The sequence below is a fragment of the Novosphingobium sp. P6W genome, from assembly GCF_000876675.2.
Lineage (GTDB): Bacteria > Pseudomonadota > Alphaproteobacteria > Sphingomonadales > Sphingomonadaceae > Novosphingobium.
This window is the reverse complement of the sequence record NZ_CP030352.1, coordinates 1984423-2002277: the sequence shown is the minus strand read 5'-3', so window position 1 is coordinate 2002277 and position 17855 is coordinate 1984423. Positions and strand designations below refer to the sequence as shown.

The window sequence follows — 17855 nt, the reverse complement described above, 5'->3', positions numbered from 1 at the left end:
TGGCTTACCCGCCTGCCAGCTTGGTAAGCCGCAGCATCAGCATCTGGAAGCGGTCGTCTTCGACTACGGCCTTGGGGTCGTTCCAGCTGCCGCTTACGACCGACCATGCACCCGTCTTGCCGCGCAGCAGCCAGGTCATGCTGATCACGCCGTCTTCCGAGCCGCCCTTGTAGCCCACGTAGGCCCAGTCTTTGACGGTGACGACGTCCATCGCGGGATTGATCGCCAGGATGTCGAAAGCTTCCTTGCTGCCCAGCCTGCGCAGGTCGTCCATGATCCGCGCGAGGTCGGCGGGCGAGGCGAACCATTCGATCTGCTCGATCGCGGAAGGGCCGTGGCCGAAGACTTCGCCGGGGTCTGCCTCGGAAATCCCTGAAAGATCGAGCGCCGCTAGTTGGGCCGTGCGCTGCGCAGGCGCTGCGCGGGCGTAGCGTTCTGCGGCGTCCTTGCCCTGCCTTTTCAGGGCAAAAATCTCGCCCGTCGTCAGGACCGGCAGCATGGCTTCGGGTTTGGCGTGGCCCGATAGCCTGACTTCCCGCTCCAGCGCCTCGGGCCCGAGGAGCCGCACGAGGATATCCGTCGCGGAATTATCGCTGATCGAAATCATCAGGCTGGCGAGGGTGTGCAGCGTCACCGGCGCGCCTTCGGGGAGGTTGTGGATCGTGCCGCCGGGGAAGGACTTGCCCGTAACCGGAACCACGTCGCTCCAGCGGCGCTGGCCCTGCTGCACTTGCCGGGTGAGGGCGGCCAGAACGTAGAGCTTGAAGGTCGAGCCGATCGCCAGCCGTGTATCCGCAGCGCGGCCATGGGTGAGGGTGGGGGATCCGCCGTCCTCTCCGAGCCGGAAGACCGCGTAGCCTGCCTTGCCATGAAGGTTGGCGAAATCGGCGTCGATTTTTTCGAAACTGTCGCCAGCCGGCGTCAGGCCGAAGATGCGGAAACCCGACACCTTGCCCGGCGCCGCCGGATTGATTTCGATCCGCGCCGGGGCGGTGGCATGGGCGAAACGCAGCGTAAAAGTGGCCGATCCCCGTTTCTCGCGCAGGAACCCGGCATAGCCTTGTACTTCGCCGCCCTGCGCGGTGAGTTTTGCGGCAAGCGTTCGCAGCTGTTCGGGCGGAACGGCGGCAAGGAACCGGGCGTCGAACACATCGGCCGGATCGCGCTTGCCCTGCAGAACGGCGATGACTTCCCCGGCCCGCGTTTCCAGCAGCCTGGCGGCATCGTCCTGCGCGTGAGCACAAATCGGCGCGATGAAAAGTCCGGAAAGCGCGGCCGCAGCGGCGGCGCGCAAACCGGCTTCACGCATCGATGAGCTCCGGGTCGATTTCACCCGCGCGGTTCTGGATGAACTGGAAACGGTGTTCCGGATTGCGGCCCATCAGGCGGTCGACAAGGTCCTTCACCGCCGCGCGGTCTTCGTATTCCGGCGGCAGGGTGATGCGGATCAGCGAACGGCTTTTCGGGCTCATCGTGGTTTCGCGCAGCTGTTGCGGGTTCATCTCGCCAAGGCCCTTGAAGCGGCCGACCTCGACTTTCTTGTTCTTGAACTGCGTCGCTTCCAGTTCCGCGCGGTGAGCATCGTCCCGGGCATAGGCCGAGGTCGAACCGGAGACGAGGCGATAGAGCGGCGGCTGGGCAAGGTAGAGGTGCCCGCGCCGTACCAGGTCCGGCATTTCCTGGAAGAAGAACGTCATCAGCAACGTGGCGATGTGGGCGCCGTCGACGTCTGCGTCGGTCATGATGATGACGCGGTCGTAGCGCAGGTTGTCCGCGTTGCAGTCCTTGCGGGTGCCGCAGCCGAGCGCGAGGCCGAGGTCCGCGATTTCGGAATTCGCGCGGATCTTGTCGGCGGTGGCGCTGGCGACGTTGAGGATCTTGCCGCGGATCGGCAGGATCGCCTGGGTCTTGCGGTCACGCGCCTGCTTGGCCGAGCCGCCTGCCGAATCGCCCTCGACGATGAACAGTTCGGTTTCGCCGCTGCCTTCGCCCGAGCAGTCCGTCAGCTTGCCGGGGAGGCGCAGCTTGCGGGCGTTGGTGGCGGTCTTGCGCTTGACCTCGCGCTCGGCCTTGCGGCGCAGGCGGTCGTCCATACGCTCCATCACCGCGCCCAGCAGCGCCTTGCCCCGGTCGAGATTGTCGGTGAGGAAGTGATCGAAGTGGTCGCGCACCGCAGCTTCCACCATGCGCGCGGCCTCTGGCGAGGTCAGGCGATCCTTGGTCTGGCTCTGGAACTGGGGGTCGCGGATGAAGACCGAGAGCATGACTTCGCTGCCGGTCACCACGTCGTCCGGGGTGATGTCCTTGGCCTTCTTGGCCTGCCCGACGAGGTCTGCAAAGGCGCGGATGCCCTTGGTCAATGCGCCGCGCAGGCCCTGTTCGTGCGTGCCGCCGTCCGGGGTCGGGATCGTGTTGCAGTACCAGGAATAGGCGCCGTCGGAGTAGAGCGGCCAGGCGATCGCCCATTCGACCCGGCCCTGTTCGGAACCGTCATCGCCCTTGGGGAAGTCCTGGCTGCCGGAGAAGAACTGCGTGGTGACGCATTCGCGGGTGCCGATCTGCTCGGCAAGATGGTCGGCAAGGCCGCCGGGGAACTGGAAGGTCGCCTCGGCCGGAACGCCGTCAACCGCCAGTGCGGGCGCGCATTTCCAGCGGATTTCGACGCCCGCGAAAAGATAGGCCTTGGAGCGTACCAGTTTGAACAGGCGTGCGGGCTTGAACTTCTGGTCGCCGAAAATCTCGATGTCGGGAGTGAAGGTGACGGCGGTGCCGCGCCTGTTGGGCGCCGCGCCGACGCGCTGGATCGGGCCGAGCGTCTGCCCGCGCGAGAATTCCTGCGCGTAGAGTTCCTTGTTGCGGGCCACCTCGACCCGGGTTTTCACCGAAAGCGCGTTGACCACCGAGATACCCACGCCGTGCAAGCCGCCCGACGTGGCGTAGGCCTTGCCGGAGAACTTGCCGCCCGAGTGGAGCGTGGAAAGGATCACCTCCAGCGCCGACTTGCCGGGGAACTTGGGATGTTCGTCCACCGGGATGCCGCGCCCGTTGTCGGTGATGGTGATGCGCCCGGCGGTGCCGGGTTCCTCCTCCAGCGTGAACTCGATGCGGTTGGCATGGCCGGCGACGGCCTCGTCCATCGCGTTGTCGAGCACTTCTGCGGCGAGGTGGTGCAGCGCGCGTTCGTCGGTGCCGCCAATGTACATGCCGGGGCGGCGTCGGACGGGTTCAAGCCCCTCCAGCACCTCGATCGCGGAGCCATCGTAGGATTCGCCGGTTGCGGCGGGGAGCTTGTCAAACAGGTCGTCGGCCATAGGGGCGACTATAGGGGTAGCGCGATTCCGCAAGCAAGCGCGTAGCCAAGGTTTTTCCGCAGCCTCACCCGTTTCAAGGGCCTGAAAGCGGTATGGACCAAATCGGGAACAGTTTTATCCGTTCGTGCCGGGGCTATCGACACGAACGGAAGCATCTGCGGGGGCGCCTCGGACCTGAATAACGGCCCGCGGCGAATCACTCGCCGAACTTGACCGGGGCCGGGCTGATGACTTTTACGGCGCCGGTCTGGACTTCACGCACTTCCAGCGCCCGCTCGACAAGGCCGCCGCGCGTGAAGCGGAAAGCGCCGTCCACGCCCAGGAACCCGCCGGGGAATGCCTTGGTGTCACGCAGGGCCTCGGCCGGGAAGCGCGAGCCTGGCTTCCAGTCGCGCGCGACGCGCAAGGTCAGCAGGACGGCATCGTAGCCCAGCGTGGCGATGCGGAAGGGCTGGCCGCCGAAGCGGGCACGGTAGCTCTTGGAGAACTGGCCGAAGCGCTGGTCGGAAACGGTGGCGAACCATGCGCCGGCCAGTGCCGGGGTAGTGGTCAGCTCACGCTCGCCGCTCCACAGTTCGGTGCCGAGCACGCGCACGGTGGAGCCGCCGGCCTTCACCGGACCCTTGAACGCGGTCGCGGCGCGGGCCGAAAGGCTCCCGCTGTCGGCGATGAGGAGCGCGTCGAAGCCGCCCTTGGCCTTCACCCGCTGCGCAGCCGAAGCGATCGAGGCGGCACTGCGCTCATAGGGTTCGAGCGCGATAACCGAGCCGCCGCCTGCACGCACGGCGCCCAGCAGGGCGCTGCTGGTGCGGTCGCCATAGTCACCGCGCGGAACCAGCGCCGCGAAAGTCGAGATGCCCTGGGCGCGGGCATATTCGACCGTGCGGGTGACCGACTGGCCAGGCAGGTTGCCCATGATGAAGACGTCCTTGTTGGCCGCCTTCTCGTCGTTCGAGAACGAGATCACCGGCACCTTCGCGGTCTTTGCGATGGCGGAGACAGACGGGATGTCGTCAGCCAGCAGCGGGCCCAGGATCAGCTGGTTGCCATCGGCGACGGCCTTGCGCGCGGCCTCGGCGGGGTTGACCGAGGTGTCGTAGGTGGTGACGCGCAGGTTCTTTGCCGAGGTGTCGAGCAAAGCCATGTTGGCGGCATTGGCGATCGACTGGCCCACGCCCGCATTCGCGCCTGTCACCGGCACCAGCAGGGCCACGCGGTGACGCTCGGTGTCGACGGGGATATCGCTCTGCGTGGGCCGCGTTGGCGGCGGCGGGGGAGGGGCGGTCGATGTCGGGGCCTTGGGCACGACGGCGCAGCCCGCGAGCACGGCCATCGCGGCTGCGGCGAGGAGATTGCGCCGATTGATCCGCCGATCTTGGCCTTTGTCGAACATTGCTTGCCGCTCCCTTGGTCTATGGGCCATGAGTCTGGTGATGGAAAACACTCTTTCGCCGGGCCTTTACATAGTCGCAACCCCCATTGGCAACCTGGGGGACATTACCCTGCGCGCCGTCGAAACCCTGAAAGGGGTGGCCGCTGTCGCTTGTGAGGACACCCGTATCACTGGAAAGCTGCTGCATCATCTGGGGATAAAGCAACGGCTTATCCGTTACGATGATCACGCAGGCGAGCATGACCGCGAACGCCTGCTGGCACTGATGGAGGCGGAACCCGTGGCGCTGGTCAGCGATGCGGGCACGCCGTTGATATCCGATCCGGGTTACCGGCTGGTGCGCACCGCGCGGGAGCGGGGCATTGCCGTCACCAGCCTGCCCGGCGCCAATGCCGCGGTGGTGGGGGTAACGCTTTCGGGCCTGCCGAACGACCGGTTCCTGTTCGCCGGCTTCCTGCCCAACAAGGCCAAGGCGCGCGAGGATACCCTTGCCAGCCTTGCCGCCGTGCCGGCAACGCTTGTGTTCTATGAAACCGCGCCGCGTCTGGGTGCATCGCTGGCGGCGATCGAGGCGGTACTGCCGGGGCGCGAGGTTGCCGTGGCGCGCGAATTGACCAAGAAGTTCGAGGAATGCCGTACCGGCGCTCCGTCAGAGATCGCCGCGCACTACGAGGCGCATCCTCCCAAAGGCGAGATCGTGCTGCTGATCGCCCCGCCGCGTGACGAGGCGAAAGGCGAGGTCGATGTCGATGCGCTGCTGCTGGCGGCGCTGGCCGAGGCAAAGGCCTCGCAGGCGGCAGCGGCTGTGGCCAAGGCGACCGGGCTGGATCGCAAGACGCTGTACGCGCGGGCGATGGAGCTGAAATGACGGGGGAGCTGAAATGAACGCCCGCGCGCAGGCCGAGCGCGACGGACGGCGCGGAGAGACTTTGGCCGCGCTCTATCTGTGGCTCACCGGTTGGCGGGTGCTGGCAAGGCGGGTGAAGACCCGGCGCGGCGAAGTGGACCTCGTCGCGCGGCGCGGGCGGATGCTGTGCTTCGTCGAGGTGAAATGGCGGCGCACCGCGAAGGAACTCGACATCGCGATCGACGAACGGCGGCTGAGGCGCGTGGCGGACGGCGCCGCGCTGCTGACCGCGCGCTACCAGCGGCCGGGCGACGACGTGCGTATCGACGTGATCCTCATCGCACCCGGCCAATGGCCGCGCCGGATCGTCAATGCCTGGCAGCCGATGGGCTGATCGGCCGATAGTTTAGCAAAGCTCAACGCTTGAAACTCGCAATTCCGGTCGCACCTTTGGGGCGTTGCGGCTAAGCCGCGCCCGACAACCCTTTCGCAAAGGCCGATACCTGCCATGAGCTTACGCGTAGCCGTCCAGATGGACCCGCTCGAAACCGTCAAGATCGGGGGCGACAGCTCGTTCGCACTGATGCTCAGCGCGCAGGCGCGGGGGCATACCCTGTTCCATTACGACGTGCGCACGCTGGCCTATGATGCCTCGCACGGGGCTGCCGGACGGCTTACCTGCTGGGGCGCGCCGGTAACCGTGCAGAAGGTGGAAGGCGCTCACTTCACGCGCGGCGAATACCGCTTGATCGACCTTGGCGAAGACATCGACGTGGTGCTGATGCGCCAGGACCCGCCGTTCGATCTCGGCTATATCACCGCCACCCACCTGCTGGAGCGCCTTGCCGGGCGCACGCTGGTGGTCAACGATCCGGTGGCCGTGCGCAATGCGCCGGAGAAGGTCTTCGTGCTGGACTACGCGCGGTTCATGCCGCCGACCTTCATTGCCCGCCGGATCGAGGACGTGAAGGCGTTCAACCAGCGTCATCCGGGCGATATCGTCATCAAGCCGCTCCACGGCAACGGCGGCAAGGCAGTGTTCCGCGTGCCTGCCGACGGCTCCAACCTGGGCGCGCTGATCGAGATGTTCGAGAACGCATGGGTCGAACCGTTCATGGTCCAGCCTTTCCTCCCCGACGTGTCCGAAGGCGACAAGCGCATCGTGCTGGTCGACGGCGTGTTCGCGGGCGCCATCAACCGCAAGCCGGGCGAGGGCGAGTTTCGCTCCAACCTCGCGGTGGGCGGGTCGGCCGAGGCCAGCCAGCTCACTTCGGCTGAAGAGGAAATCTGCGCAGCGCTTGGCCCGGAACTGAAGGCGCGCGGGCTGGTTTTTGTCGGCATCGACGTGATTGGCGGAAAATGGCTGACGGAAATCAACGTGACTTCGCCCACCGGCATCGTGGCGATAGACCGCTTCAACGGCACCGATACGGGGGCCATGATCTGGGACGCCATCGAGGTCCGGCACGCGGCGATGTGATCGAGCCGATCGGCGGACTCCATGGCTGAGTGGATCTACGAAATCGTCCGGCAGGGCGGCTATCTCGGCATCATGTTCCTGATGGCGCTGGAGAACATCATCCCGCCGATCCCGTCCGAGGTCATCATGGGCCTTGGCGGGATCGCCGTGGCGCGCGGAGACATGCAGTTCTGGCCGCTGCTGCTATGGGGTACTGCCGGTGCGGCGCTGGGCAACTATGTCCTGTTCCTCCTCGCCGACCGCCTGGGGTACGAGCGCCTGCGCCCGTTCATCGACCGCTGGGGCCGCTGGCTTACGCTGGAGTGGCACGATGTCGAAGTGGCCGGGCGGTTCTTGCGGCGGCATGGGCACTGGGTGGTTTTCCTGCTGCGCTTCATGCCGATGTTTCGCACGATGATTTCTGTCCCGGCCGGACTGGCGCACATGGGGCATGTGCGGTTTCTGCTGTTCACCGCTGCGGGCGCGGCGATCTGGAACGCGCTGCTGATCCTGGGCGGGCGCTGGCTTGGCCATACGCTGTCCGAGGCCGAAGTATGGCTGGGATGGGTTACCGTGGCGATCGGCGTGGCGACCGTGATCGGCTATGTCTGGCGCGTGGCGACGTGGAAACCGCGCGAGGAGTGATTGCCGGGGCAGCTGCGGACAGCGGCGGCTAGGTCAGCCCCGTTCCCTGGGATGTGCGTTGCGGTAAACGTCCAGCAAGGTCGCCGCGTCCACCCGCGTGTATATCTGCGTCGAACTCAGCGACACATGCCCCAGCAGTTCCTGAAGAGAACGCAGGTCCGCGCCCGCGCCCAGCAGATGCGTCGCAAAGCTGTGGCGCAAGGCATGCGGCGTAGCACTTGCCGGCAGGCCCAGCGAGATACGAGCCCGCGCCACTGCCTTTTGCACCATGCCCTGCGAAAGCGGCCCGCCCTTGGCGCCCCGGAACAGCGCCTTGTCCCGCTCTACCGGCCAGGGGCATTTCGTCACGTAATCCGTCACGCCTGAGCGGACGATTGGCAGCAAGGGCACCATGCGTTGCTTGCCGCCCTTGCCGGTAACCACCAGCGTCTCACCCAAAGGAAGCGCCGCGCCGGTCAGCGACAGGGCCTCGGCAATGCGCAGGCCGGCGCCATAAAGGAGCAGCAGCACCGCCCGGTCGCGCGCACCGATCCAGGGCTGCGAGGCGTCTTCCTCCACGGTGGAGGCAAGGTTCACAGCCTCGTCGGGAGTGACTGGGCGCGGCAGGCCCTTCTTCACGCGCGGACCCTTGAGGCGCGGCGGGGCCGCCTGCGCCATTCCGGCCCGGTCGCGGGCGAAGGAGAGGAAGGCCTTGAGCGCCGAAAGTTCGCGCGCGGCGGAAACATTGCCGATCCCGTCCTGCCGCCGCGCCGCAAGATGACCGCGCAGCGCCGGAGCCTCGATCTTCGCCAGCGAACCCCAATCGGTTTCCCCCAGCGCATCCAGCAGGCGCGACGCCGTTGCCAGATAAGCGCGCACGGTATGCGGACTGCGGCGGCGATCGTGCGCCAGATACGCGCCCCATGCCTCCATCAGGTCGGCCTTATGGGACAAGAGCGTGGACCATCAGCCTTCGACCAAGCCTGAGGGAACCAGTTCGCCCAGCAAGCCGTCGAGCAGGCACATGCCGGCCTCGGTCACGCCGATCCACGAACCTTCGCGCCGGATCAGGCCCTGGCTCTCATAGAAGCTGGCCTTGGAAGTATCGCATAGCTGCGCCGGATCGTGGCCGAAACGCGCGGCCATCACATCGAGGTCCACGCCTTCGCGCAGGCGCAGGCCCATCAGCATGGCCTCGCTCGCCTGTTCGGAGAGACCGAGGCCGCGTTCCTCGACAACGCCGTGGCGCTTGGCGTCGATGCCGGCCAGCCAGTTCTCCGGCTTGCGGTGGCGCACGGTGGCCACGCCGCCGCGCCGTCCGTGCGCGCCGGGGCCGATGCCGCAATAGTCCTGATAGCGCCAGTACGTCAGGTTGTGGCGGCTTTCCTCGCCGGGGCGGGCGTGGTTGCTGATTTCATAGGCGGGGAGGCCGGCAGCGGCGGTCATCTCGCGGGTGAGGGCGAACATGTCGGCGCAGGCGTCTTCGTCCAGCGGCGTGAAGTCGCCCTTGCGCACCATCGTCTCGAAGCGGGTGCCCGGCTCGATGGTCAGCTGGTAGAGCGAAAGGTGCCCCGTCCCGTAGGACAGCGCCTGCGAAAGCTCCGCTTTCCAGCCATCCAGAGACTGGCCGGGGCGGGCATAGATGAGGTCGAAGCTGACCCGGTCGAAATGCGCCTGCGCCACATCCAGCGCGGCAAGCCCCTCACCGGCATCGTGCAGGCGGCCGAGAAAACGCAGCGTCTCGTTGTCGAGCGCCTGAATGCCCAGCGATACGCGGTTAACGCCGACGCTGGCCAGCGCGGCATAGTTCGCCGCCTCGACCGAGGAGGGGTTGCCCTCCAGCGTGATCTCGATGCCGGGCGCAAAGCCCCAGAGCTTTTCCGCTTCCTCCAGCAGCCGTGCCACGAGGGCAGGAGGCATCAGCGATGGCGTGCCGCCGCCGAAGAAGATCGAATCGAGCGGCTCGCCGCCTGCCAGCGCGTGTTCGTGGCGCATGTCGGCGAGCAGTCCGTCCTGCCACGCGGCATGGTCGACCCGGTCACGGACATGGCTGTTGAAGTCGCAGTAGGGGCACTTTGCGAGGCAGAACGGCCAGTGGATGTATAGGGCGCGGGCCATCGGATCGGCTTACGCGCCGAATTGCTCCGCGACCAGCTTTGCAAAGGCATCGGCGCGGTGGCTGATGCGCTGCTTTTCCGCGAGCGGCAGCTCGGCGAATGACTGGTCGTGGCCTTCGGGAACGAATGCGGGGTCATAACCGAAGCCCATGATCCCGCGCGGCGGCCAGCAGAAGACACCGTTCACGCGGCCCTCGTAGACGGCCTCGTCACCCTCGGGCCAGGCAATAGCGAGGGTGCAGGAAAACCAGCACGAACGGTCGACGTCGGCGCCCTGCTGGGCGAGCAGACCTTCGACCTTGCCCATCGCCATGTACCAGTCGCGGCCCGGATCGCCTTCGAACCATTGCCGCTCGGCCCAGTCGGCGGTGTAGACACCGGGGCGTGCGCCCAGCGCCGTCACTGAAAGGCCGCTGTCGTCGGCAAGCGCCGGCAATTGCGCGGCCTTGGCGGCGGCGTGGGCCTTCAGCAGGGCATTGGCGGCGAAGGTAGTGCCGGTTTCCTCAGGCTCGGGCAGGCCGAGCTGGCCAGCGGACAGGCACTCGATGCCGTAAGGGGCGAGCAGCGCGGAAATCTCGCGCAGCTTGCCCGCATTGTGCGTGGCGATGACCAGGCGTTGTCCGTCGAGTTTCCGGGTCATCGAATATTCCTTTCGCATCAAGCGCATGGCCTCCACATTGGCGGAGGCCACGCAGGGTAATTTTAGCGGCCAACAGCCTTGGCCTGCGCTGCGAAGATACCCTCGCAGCCGATGCGGGCAAGGCGCAGGAGGCGCAGCAGGCCTTCTTCGTCATACGTCGCGCCTTCGGCGGTGGCCTGTGCTTCGGCGATCTTGCCGCCTTCGATCAGCACGAAGTTGGCGTCGGCGTCGGCAGCGCTGTCCTCGATGTAGTCGAGGTCGAGAACCGGGTTACCCTCGCAGATGCCGCAGGAAACGGCGGCGACGCGGGCCTGGATCGGGTCTTCCTTGATCTTGCCTTCGGCCATCAGCTTGTCGACCGCAAGGCGCAGCGCGACCCATGCGCCCGAGATCGAGGCGGTGCGGGTGCCGCCGTCGGCCTGGATCACATCGCAGTCGAGCACGATCTGGCGCTCGCCCAGCTTCTTCATGTCGACCACCGAACGCAAGGAACGGCCGATCAGGCGCTGGATTTCCTGAGTGCGGCCCGACTGCTTGCCCTTGGCCGCTTCACGGCTGCCGCGCGTGTGCGTGGCGCGGGGCAGCATCGAGTATTCTGCCGTCACCCAGCCTTCGCCCTTGCCGCGCAGGAACGGCGGCACCTTTTCCTCGACCGATGCGGTGACCAGCACGCGCGTATCGCCGAACGAGATCAGCACCGAGCCTTCGGCGTGCTTGGTGAAGCCGGTCTGGATTTCGATGGCGCGCATTTCGTCTGCGGCACGGCCTGAAGGTCGCATGGAGTCATCCTTGTGTGAAACTACGCTCGGCCCCTAGTCGCATAAGCTGCGGGGCTGCAAGTCCTGTGGAAGTCGCCTCTCCCCAAGCGGGGCATTGCCTAAGCCGGGGCATCGCCTAAATGAAACATATGCCCACGCCGCCGATCACCGAAATGACCACCCGTGCCCGCGACATCTTCCGGCTGGTGGTGGAAGGCTATCTCGCCACCGGTGCGCCGGTCGGTTCGAAGATCCTGGCCGGGCCGGGGGGCATGAACCTGTCCTCCGCCTCGATCCGCTCGGTGCTGGCGGACCTTGAAGGGCAGGGCCTGCTCGCCGCGCCGCATACCAGCGCCGGTCGCCTGCCGACCGAAGCGGGGCTTCGCCTGTTCGTGGACGGCATCATGCAGGTGGCCGAACCCACGGTGGAGGAACGCCTGGCGATCGAGAGCCGCATCTCGACCCCCGGCCCGATCGAGGCAGCGCTGGAGGCGACCAGTGCGCTGCTTTCCAGCCTCACTTCGGGCGCGGGCGTGGTCATGGTGCCCCGGCGTGAGCCGCGCCTGACGCACCTGCAACTCGTACCGCTGGGGCCGGGAAGGGCGCTGGCCGTTTTGGTGGGCGAGGACGGCGGGGTGGAAAACCGCATCGTCGAACTGCCCATGGGCCTGCCGCCCGGTGCTCTGGAGGAAGCCTCCAACTACATTTCCGCGCATCTGATCGGCCGCACGCTGGCCGAAGCCGCGCTGGCGATGCGCGCCGACATATCCTCGGGCAAGTCGGCGCTCGATGCCGCAAGCCGCGACCTTGTCGAGCGCGGGCTGGCCGTGTGGAGCGAGGACGCCATGGCCCGCCCGGTGCTGATCGTGCGCGGACAGGCGAATCTGCTGGACGAGGCCGCCCTGACCGATCTCGAACGGGTGCGCTCGCTGCTCGACGACCTTGAAAACAAGCAATCGGTCGCCGACCTGCTCGACACCGCGCGCGAGGCGCAGGCGACGCGGATATTCATCGGCTCGGAGAACCGGCTTTTCGCGCTTTCCGGGTCTTCGGTGATTGCCTCGCCGTACCGGGACCGGGAAGGAAAGGTGGTCGGCGTGGTGGGGGTTATCGGCCCCACGCGGTTGAATTATGCGCGCGTAGTGCCCATGGTGGATTTCACTGCCCAGAGCCTGGGCAAGCTCATCGGATAGCTGGAACAGTAGAAGAATATGACCGACGACAAGAAGCAGTCTCCCGAAGACCAGACTGTAGACGCCGCCGTGGCCGAGGAACTGAAGGGGGTTCCCGAGGATATGTTGGATTCCAAGGGCGAGAACGAAGAACTGGCGCAGTTGCGTGAGGAACTGGCCGGCGCGAAGCAGGAAGTGCTTTACGCCCGCGCCGAAACGCAGAACGTGCGCCGCCGTCTGGAAAAGGACGTCGCCGACACGCGCGCCTATGCCGCCACCGGCTTTGCCCGCGACATCCTGTCGGTGTCCGACAACCTGGCCCGCGCGCTGACGGCGATCCCCGCCGACATGCGCGAGGACGAGAAGCTCAAGGGCCTCGTCGCCGGGATCGAGGCCACGGGCCGCGAGATCGACAAGGTGTTCACCAGCCACGGCATCACCCGCATCGCCGCGATGGGTATGCCGCTCGATCCCAACCAGCATCAGGCGATGATCGAGGTTCCCTCGGCCGATGTCGAAGCGGGCACGATCGTGCAGGAACTCCAGGCCGGTTACATGATCAAGGACCGCCTGCTGCGCCCCGCGATGGTGGCCGTGGCCAAGAAGCCCGACTGATAGCGATGCGCTTGGGTCAGGGGGCTTCGACCAGCTCGGCCTGAGCGGATTTTGTTAAATGCATGACCCCGGCGGCGCTGCGTTTGCGTAGTGCTTTGCCGGGGTTATGTTTGCGGTCGGGCATTTTTCCGGCAAACACTGCTTATGCCGAGCGTACCGAAGCATGTGTCGTTTTGTTGCGGCGGAACCTCTCGCGTTTTTCTCCGTTGACTTGGCATAGCATGACTTTTTCGGAGACCATCGATGCGTAAGTTTATCCTCCCCATCCTCGCAGCCGGTGCGTTCAGCATGGCTGGCTGTGCCAGCAACTACGGCGGTGAAGGCGCTCTCGCCGGCGGCGCACTCGGTGCAGGCGTCGGTGCCATTACGGGCGGCAACGTAGCCACCGGCGCGGCGATCGGTGCGGCAGCAGGCGCTGTGGCTGGCTCCACCGCCAAGAAGGATGGCGATCGCGGCTGCTATCGCTACGACCGCCGCGGCGACCGTTACTGGGATCGCGATTGCTGATCCCGGCGCGGATTAGATAACCCGAATGGGTCGCACGTGGGGCGCGGACGAAATATCGCCGCGCCCCGTTTCGTTTCACGACGCAGTTTGGTTTAGAGGCGGGCGCGGTCGAACGGCACTATGCCCCGGTAGCTTTCCAGTGGAGGCGCTCCCGGCACATCGATGCCAAGCCCCATCAAAAAGATGTGTCGTACGATTTCGGCCTGTTGCTCGATGCCGTAGCGCTCCAGCGTCCAGCCTGGCCGCAAGGAATAGTCGTAGCGGCACAGCGGATGGCGCATAAGCGGCAGATACCACCGTCCCTTGCATTGTGTCTGCCACACATGCGTCATCTCATGAATGAAGAGCCCTTGCAGCCCGAGCGGTGCTTGCGAGAAATCGGCTCGGTACAGGCTGGCTCGCGGGTGGAAATGCAAGTGGCCGCAAGGCGCCATCGCCGTGTTGATTGGCTGAAATGGAAACCATTTGCGCCGCCGCACTCGCACCGGGCCGCAATCGATCGCCTCGCCGAAGACGGAGCGGATCAGCGCCGCTTCGCCCGCCGTCAGCGCGCGTTCTTCTCCGGGTGGGACGCTCAGTGGTGCATCCCTTCCATGTCGCCCATGTCGCCGCCCATCGCCTCGACGGCGAGCGGCATCGACAGCTTGTCTCCGTCAGAAAACGTCATCGTCAACTCCGCCTTGCCACCGGCTTTGAGCGCGGCAGGCAGGTCGAAGACCATGACATGCAGCCCGCCCGGCGCGAAGACAACCGACGCGCCGGGGTCGACCGGCAGCGAATCGACCTTGCCCATGGAGCCGCCCTTGGTCTCGTGCATTTCGGCCTTGCCGGCGCCCAGAATGCTGACGGCGGCCAGCGTAACCGGCTCGGCGCCGTCGTTGCGCACGGTGAAATAGACCGCCGCCGGGCGCCTGGCGATCACCGGAAGCACCAGCTTGCCGTCGCTCGCGACCAGTCCCGGCTTGGCATCGGGGCCGGTGAGGGTGGCCTCATTCGAGGCGGTGGGGCTGTCCGGCTCCTTGCCGCAGGCCCCCAGCGCAAGGGCCATGGCAGTGCAAAGAAGCAGGGCGAGGGGGCGATGTGGTTTCACGGTCAAGGTATCCTTGTGACTTCGCCGGGGAAAAATCGCTCGCCTAATGCCATTCGAGAACACTTGTTCCAAGCAAAACCGCCCCTATATCGCGCCTCGACGACGTTAAGCGTCACCGAGCCGTGCAAGCTGCCTTGCCTTGTGTAAGGGAGGCGATCCGCACGGTGTCACCCACTGACGTGAGGAATGGGGATAATGGCTAAAGTAATTGGTATCGATCTTGGCACCACCAACAGCTGCGTCGCCGTCATGGACGGCGGCAAGCCCAAGGTCATCGAGAATTCCGAAGGCGCCCGCACGACGCCCTCGATCGTCGCATTCGCCAAGGATGGCGAGCGTCTGATCGGGCAGCCGGCAAAGCGCCAGGCCGTCACCAACGGCAACAACACGATCTTCGCGGTGAAGCGCCTCATCGGCCGCCGCTTCGACGATCCGGTGACCCGCAAGGACACCGAACTGGTCCCTTACACCATCGTCAAGGGCAAGAACGGCGATGCCTGGGTCCAGGCTGGCGGCGAAGACTACTCGCCTTCGCAGATCTCGGCTTTCACGCTGCAGAAGATGAAGGAAACCGCTGAGTCCTATCTGGGCGAGACGGTCACGCAGGCGGTCATCACCGTGCCTGCCTACTTCAACGACGCACAGCGCCAGGCCACCAAGGACGCCGGCCAGATCGCCGGTCTCGAAGTGCTGCGCATCATCAACGAGCCGACCGCGGCTGCGCTGGCTTACGGCCTCGACAAGCAGGACGGCAAGACCATTGCTGTCTATGACCTTGGCGGCGGCACCTTCGACGTGTCGGTCCTGGAAATCGGCGACGGCGTGTTCGAGGTCAAGTCGACCAACGGCGACACCTTCCTGGGCGGCGAAGACTTCGATTCGAAGATCGTCGAATGGCTGGCCGAGAAGTTCAAGGCCAAGGAAAACATGGACCTGAAGACCGACAAGCTCGCTCTTCAGCGCCTGAAGGAAGCGGCTGAAAAGGCCAAGATCGAGCTGTCGTCCACCGCGACGACCGAGGTCAACCTGCCCTTCATCACCGCACGCATGGAAGGCGGCGCCACCACTCCGCTGCACCTCGTCGAGACGATCACCCGCTCCGACCTGGAGAAGATGGTCGCCGACCTGATCCAGCGCACTCTGGAACCCTGCCGCAAGGCGATCGCCGATGCCGGTCTTTCGGCCAAGGACATCGACGAAGTCGTGCTCGTGGGTGGCATGACCCGCATGCCCAAGGTGCGCGAAGTCGTGAAGGAGTTCTTCGGCAAGGAACCGCACACCGGTGTGAACCCTGACGAAGTCGTCGCCATGGGCGCGGCGATCCAGGCCGGCGTGCTGCAGGGCGACGTCAAGGACGTGCTGCTGCTCGACGTGACCCCGCTGTCGCTGGGCATCGAGACGCTGGGCGGCATCATGACCAAGATGATCGACCGTAACACGACGATCCCGACCAAGAAGAGCCAGGTCTACTCGACCGCCGAGGACAACCAGCAGGCGGTTACGATCCGCGTGTTCCAGGGCGAGCGCGAGATGGCGCAGGACAACAAGATGCTCGGCCAGTTCGACCTCGTCGGCATTCCGCCGTCGCGCCGGGGCGTGCCGCAGATCGAAGTGACCTTCGACATCGACGCCAACGGCCTCGTGAACGTGTCCGCCAAGGACAAGGGCACGGGCAAGGAACAGCAGATCCGCATCCAGGCCTCGGGCGGCCTTTCGGACAGCGACATCGACCAGATGGTTCGCGATGCCGAGAAGTTCGCCGAAGAGGACAAGAAGCGCCGCGAATCGGCCGAGGCCCGCAACCAGGCCGACAGCCTCGTCCACGCGACCGAGCAGCAGATCGCCGAGAACGGCGAGAAGATCGACGCCGCTCTGAAGGCTGAAGTCGAAGCCGCGATCGCCGCGACCAAGACCGCGCTTGCCGGTGACGATGCTGCGGAAATCAACGCCAAGGCTCAGGAACTGACCCAGGTGGCGATGAAGATGGGCCAGTCCATCTACGAGAAGGAGCAGGCTTCGGCTGCTTCGCCTGAAGCGGCCAAGGCCGGTGACGACGATGTGGTCGATGCCGAATTCTCGGAAGTCGATGAAAACAAGGGCTGATCAGTCCTGATGAAAACCCTGGCCGCCACCGGTGCAAATCGCGCCGGTGGCGGTTAGAGTATTCCGGCGGGGAACTATCACGTGTCAGCTACTGAAATAGATTTTTACGAACTGCTCGAGGTTGAGCGCGGCGCCGACGACAAGGTCATCAAGTCGTCCTATCGCCGTCTTGCCATGCGCTATCACCCGGATAAAAATCCGGGATGCTCGGATTCCGAAGCGAAATTCAAGCTCATCAGCGTCGCTTACGATTGCCTCAAGGACCCGCAGAAGCGCGCGGCCTACGATCGTTACGGCCATGCTGCCTTCCAGCAAGGCGCGGGCGGCGGCGGTCATCAAGGCGGTGACTTCGGCGATATCGGCGACATCTTCGAGTCGATCTTCGGCAGCTCGTTCGGCGGCGGTGGCCGCCAGCAGCAGCGCCGGGGCGCCGATCTGCGCTACGACATGGAAGTCAGCCTCGACGAGGCGTTCCGCGGCAAAAGCACCGAGATCACCATCGAAGTCTCGCAGGGGTGCGAACCCTGCAAGGGCACCGGCGCCGAGCCGGGCACCGCCAAGCGCGGCTGCTCGATGTGCGCCGGGCACGGCAAGGTGCGCGCGCAGCAGGGCTTCTTCGTTGTGGAACGCACCTGCCCGACCTGCCACGGCCGGGGTGAGGTGATCGAAAAGCCATGCCGCTCGTGCGGCGGTGAAGGCCGGGTCGACAAGCCGCAGACGTTGCAGGTGGACATCCCGCCGGGGGTGGATTCGGGCACCCGCATCCGCTTGTCGGGCAAGGGCGAGGCAGGTCCGTTCGGATCGCCTCCGGGCGACCTCTACATCTTCCTGCACGTCAAACCTCACCGCGTCTTCGAGCGCGAAGGCACCACGCTGCTGACCCATGTGCCGATCACGTTCACGACGGCAGCGCTGGGCGGGTCGATCGAAATTCCCGGCATCGACGGGGAAGCGATCACGGTCGACATTCCCGCCGGTATTCAGTCGGGCAAGCAGCTGCGTAAACGCGGGACCGGTATGCCGGTGTTGCAGGGACGCGGCCGGGGCGACATGGTCGTGGAGATTTCGGTGGAAACGCCGACCAAGCTCTCCGCGCGGCAGAAGGAAATCCTTCGCGAATTGCAGGATACCGAGACGGGTGACGAATGCCCCGGCTCCAAAGGTTTCTTCGACCGGCTGAAGGACGCCTGGAACGACCTGACCGAATAGCCCTGTCCTC

The 17855-nt window shown here is 65.7% G+C and carries 18 protein-coding genes; 9 read left to right on the top strand and 9 right to left on the bottom strand.

Annotated features, from left to right (window positions below; translation table 11 throughout):
• Positions 1-4: 4 nt before the first annotated feature.
• The 3 genes from TQ38_RS09755 to TQ38_RS09745 all read right to left on the bottom strand — a co-directional run bounded on the left by TQ38_RS09755 (position 5) and on the right by TQ38_RS09745 (position 4704).
• On the bottom strand, positions 5-1309 hold the full coding sequence (locus TQ38_RS09755) for a serine hydrolase (RefSeq protein ID WP_043973075.1): 1305 nt from the start codon (positions 1307-1309) through the stop codon (positions 5-7).
• Positions 1302-3311, bottom strand: coding sequence for a DNA topoisomerase IV subunit B (gene parE, locus TQ38_RS09750; RefSeq protein ID WP_043973076.1), 2010 nt, complete (start codon positions 3309-3311; stop codon positions 1302-1304). The genes TQ38_RS09755 and parE overlap by 8 nt, the downstream gene beginning before the upstream one ends.
• Before the next feature lie 196 nt (positions 3312-3507).
• Positions 3508-4704 (bottom strand): penicillin-binding protein activator, encoded by a 1197-nt coding sequence (locus TQ38_RS09745; RefSeq protein ID WP_043973077.1) that lies wholly within the window; start codon positions 4702-4704, stop codon positions 3508-3510.
• A 40-nt stretch (positions 4705-4744) separates the two neighbouring features.
• Between TQ38_RS09745 and rsmI the strand changes: the two genes are divergently transcribed.
• From rsmI to TQ38_RS09725, 4 genes are all read left to right on the top strand, one after another.
• A complete protein-coding gene (gene rsmI, locus TQ38_RS09740) occupies positions 4745-5572 on the top strand; it encodes a 16S rRNA (cytidine(1402)-2'-O)-methyltransferase (RefSeq protein WP_043973486.1) in 828 nt (275 codons plus the stop codon).
• Between the two features lie 13 nt (positions 5573-5585).
• Positions 5586-5945: a YraN family protein gene (locus TQ38_RS09735; protein ID WP_043973078.1), complete on the top strand. Its 360-nt coding sequence runs from the start codon at positions 5586-5588 to the stop codon at positions 5943-5945.
• A 114-nt stretch (positions 5946-6059) separates the two neighbouring features.
• The gene (gene gshB / locus TQ38_RS09730) at positions 6060-7031 is read left to right on the top strand and encodes a glutathione synthase (RefSeq protein ID WP_043973081.1); all 972 of its coding nucleotides are present in this window, start codon (positions 6060-6062) and stop codon (positions 7029-7031) included.
• Between the two features lie 21 nt (positions 7032-7052).
• Entirely contained in the window at positions 7053-7655 is a 603-nt protein-coding gene (locus tag TQ38_RS09725) for a DedA family protein (RefSeq protein WP_043973083.1), read from the top strand.
• A gap of 33 nt (positions 7656-7688) precedes the next feature.
• Here the strand turns inward: TQ38_RS09725 and TQ38_RS09720 are convergent, their stop codons facing one another.
• The 4 genes from TQ38_RS09720 to rph form a co-directional block, all read right to left on the bottom strand.
• Positions 7689-8588: a tyrosine recombinase XerC gene (locus tag TQ38_RS09720; RefSeq protein ID WP_043973085.1), complete on the bottom strand. Its 900-nt coding sequence runs from the start codon at positions 8586-8588 to the stop codon at positions 7689-7691.
• 12 nt (positions 8589-8600) lie between these two features.
• Positions 8601-9752, bottom strand: coding sequence for a radical SAM family heme chaperone HemW (gene hemW, locus TQ38_RS09715; RefSeq protein WP_043973087.1), 1152 nt, complete (start codon positions 9750-9752; stop codon positions 8601-8603).
• A 9-nt stretch (positions 9753-9761) separates the two neighbouring features.
• The gene (rdgB, locus tag TQ38_RS09710; RefSeq protein ID WP_043973489.1) at positions 9762-10391 is read right to left on the bottom strand and encodes an RdgB/HAM1 family non-canonical purine NTP pyrophosphatase; all 630 of its coding nucleotides are present in this window, start codon (positions 10389-10391) and stop codon (positions 9762-9764) included.
• A gap of 62 nt (positions 10392-10453) precedes the next feature.
• A complete protein-coding gene (rph, locus tag TQ38_RS09705; protein ID WP_043973089.1) occupies positions 10454-11170 on the bottom strand; it encodes a ribonuclease PH in 717 nt (238 codons plus the stop codon).
• 128 nt (positions 11171-11298) lie between these two features.
• On the opposite strand from rph, the gene hrcA reads away from it, so the two are divergent.
• From hrcA to TQ38_RS09690, 3 genes are all read left to right on the top strand, one after another.
• On the top strand, positions 11299-12342 hold the full coding sequence (gene hrcA, locus TQ38_RS09700) for a heat-inducible transcriptional repressor HrcA (RefSeq protein WP_043973091.1): 1044 nt from the start codon (positions 11299-11301) through the stop codon (positions 12340-12342).
• Positions 12343-12360: 18 nt separating this feature from the next.
• Entirely contained in the window at positions 12361-12936 is a 576-nt protein-coding gene (gene grpE / locus TQ38_RS09695; protein ID WP_043973093.1) for a nucleotide exchange factor GrpE, read from the top strand.
• A gap of 243 nt (positions 12937-13179) precedes the next feature.
• Positions 13180-13443 (top strand): glycine zipper domain-containing protein, encoded by a 264-nt coding sequence (locus TQ38_RS09690; protein ID WP_043973094.1) that lies wholly within the window; start codon positions 13180-13182, stop codon positions 13441-13443.
• A gap of 92 nt (positions 13444-13535) precedes the next feature.
• Here the strand turns inward: TQ38_RS09690 and TQ38_RS09685 are convergent, their stop codons facing one another.
• Both TQ38_RS09685 and TQ38_RS09680 read right to left on the bottom strand, forming a co-directional pair.
• Complete coding sequence (locus TQ38_RS09685) at positions 13536-14021, bottom strand: hypothetical protein (RefSeq protein ID WP_043973096.1); 486 nt, start codon at positions 14019-14021, stop codon at positions 13536-13538.
• Complete coding sequence (locus TQ38_RS09680; protein ID WP_240197850.1) at positions 14018-14533, bottom strand: copper chaperone PCu(A)C; 516 nt, start codon at positions 14531-14533, stop codon at positions 14018-14020. Before TQ38_RS09680 ends, TQ38_RS09685 begins: the two co-directional genes overlap by 4 nt.
• A gap of 195 nt (positions 14534-14728) precedes the next feature.
• Here TQ38_RS09680 and dnaK point away from each other — a divergent pair, with 195 nt between their 5' ends.
• Positions 14729-16636: a molecular chaperone DnaK gene (gene dnaK, locus TQ38_RS09675; RefSeq protein ID WP_043973100.1), complete on the top strand. Its 1908-nt coding sequence runs from the start codon at positions 14729-14731 to the stop codon at positions 16634-16636.
• 81 nt (positions 16637-16717) lie between these two features.
• A complete protein-coding gene (dnaJ, locus tag TQ38_RS09670; RefSeq protein ID WP_043973102.1) occupies positions 16718-17845 on the top strand; it encodes a molecular chaperone DnaJ in 1128 nt (375 codons plus the stop codon).
• Positions 17846-17855: the final 10 nt, after the last annotated feature.

Bases quoted from the DNA above. Each gene is read 5' to 3' on its own strand.
- TQ38_RS09755 (WP_043973075.1), bottom strand. From the start codon at position 1,309: ATGCGTGAAGCCGGTTTGCGCGCCGCCGCTGCGGCCGCGCTTTCCGGA.
- parE (WP_043973076.1), bottom strand. From the start codon at position 3,311: ATGGCCGACGACCTGTTTGACAAGCTCCCCGCCGCAACCGGCGAATCC.
- TQ38_RS09745 (WP_043973077.1), bottom strand. From the start codon at position 4,704: ATGTTCGACAAAGGCCAAGATCGGCGGATCAATCGGCGCAATCTCCTC.
- rsmI (WP_043973486.1), top strand. From the start codon at position 4,745: ATGGAAAACACTCTTTCGCCGGGCCTTTACATAGTCGCAACCCCCATT.
- TQ38_RS09735 (WP_043973078.1), top strand. From the start codon at position 5,586: ATGAACGCCCGCGCGCAGGCCGAGCGCGACGGACGGCGCGGAGAGACT.
- gshB (WP_043973081.1), top strand. From the start codon at position 6,060: ATGAGCTTACGCGTAGCCGTCCAGATGGACCCGCTCGAAACCGTCAAG.
- TQ38_RS09725 (WP_043973083.1), top strand. From the start codon at position 7,053: ATGGCTGAGTGGATCTACGAAATCGTCCGGCAGGGCGGCTATCTCGGC.
- hemW (WP_043973087.1), bottom strand. From the start codon at position 9,752: ATGGCCCGCGCCCTATACATCCACTGGCCGTTCTGCCTCGCAAAGTGC.
- rdgB (WP_043973489.1), bottom strand. From the start codon at position 10,391: ATGACCCGGAAACTCGACGGACAACGCCTGGTCATCGCCACGCACAAT.
- rph (WP_043973089.1), bottom strand. From the start codon at position 11,170: ATGCGACCTTCAGGCCGTGCCGCAGACGAAATGCGCGCCATCGAAATC.
- hrcA (WP_043973091.1), top strand. From the start codon at position 11,299: ATGCCCACGCCGCCGATCACCGAAATGACCACCCGTGCCCGCGACATC.
- grpE (WP_043973093.1), top strand. From the start codon at position 12,361: ATGACCGACGACAAGAAGCAGTCTCCCGAAGACCAGACTGTAGACGCC.
- TQ38_RS09690 (WP_043973094.1), top strand. From the start codon at position 13,180: ATGCGTAAGTTTATCCTCCCCATCCTCGCAGCCGGTGCGTTCAGCATG.
- dnaK (WP_043973100.1), top strand. From the start codon at position 14,729: ATGGCTAAAGTAATTGGTATCGATCTTGGCACCACCAACAGCTGCGTC.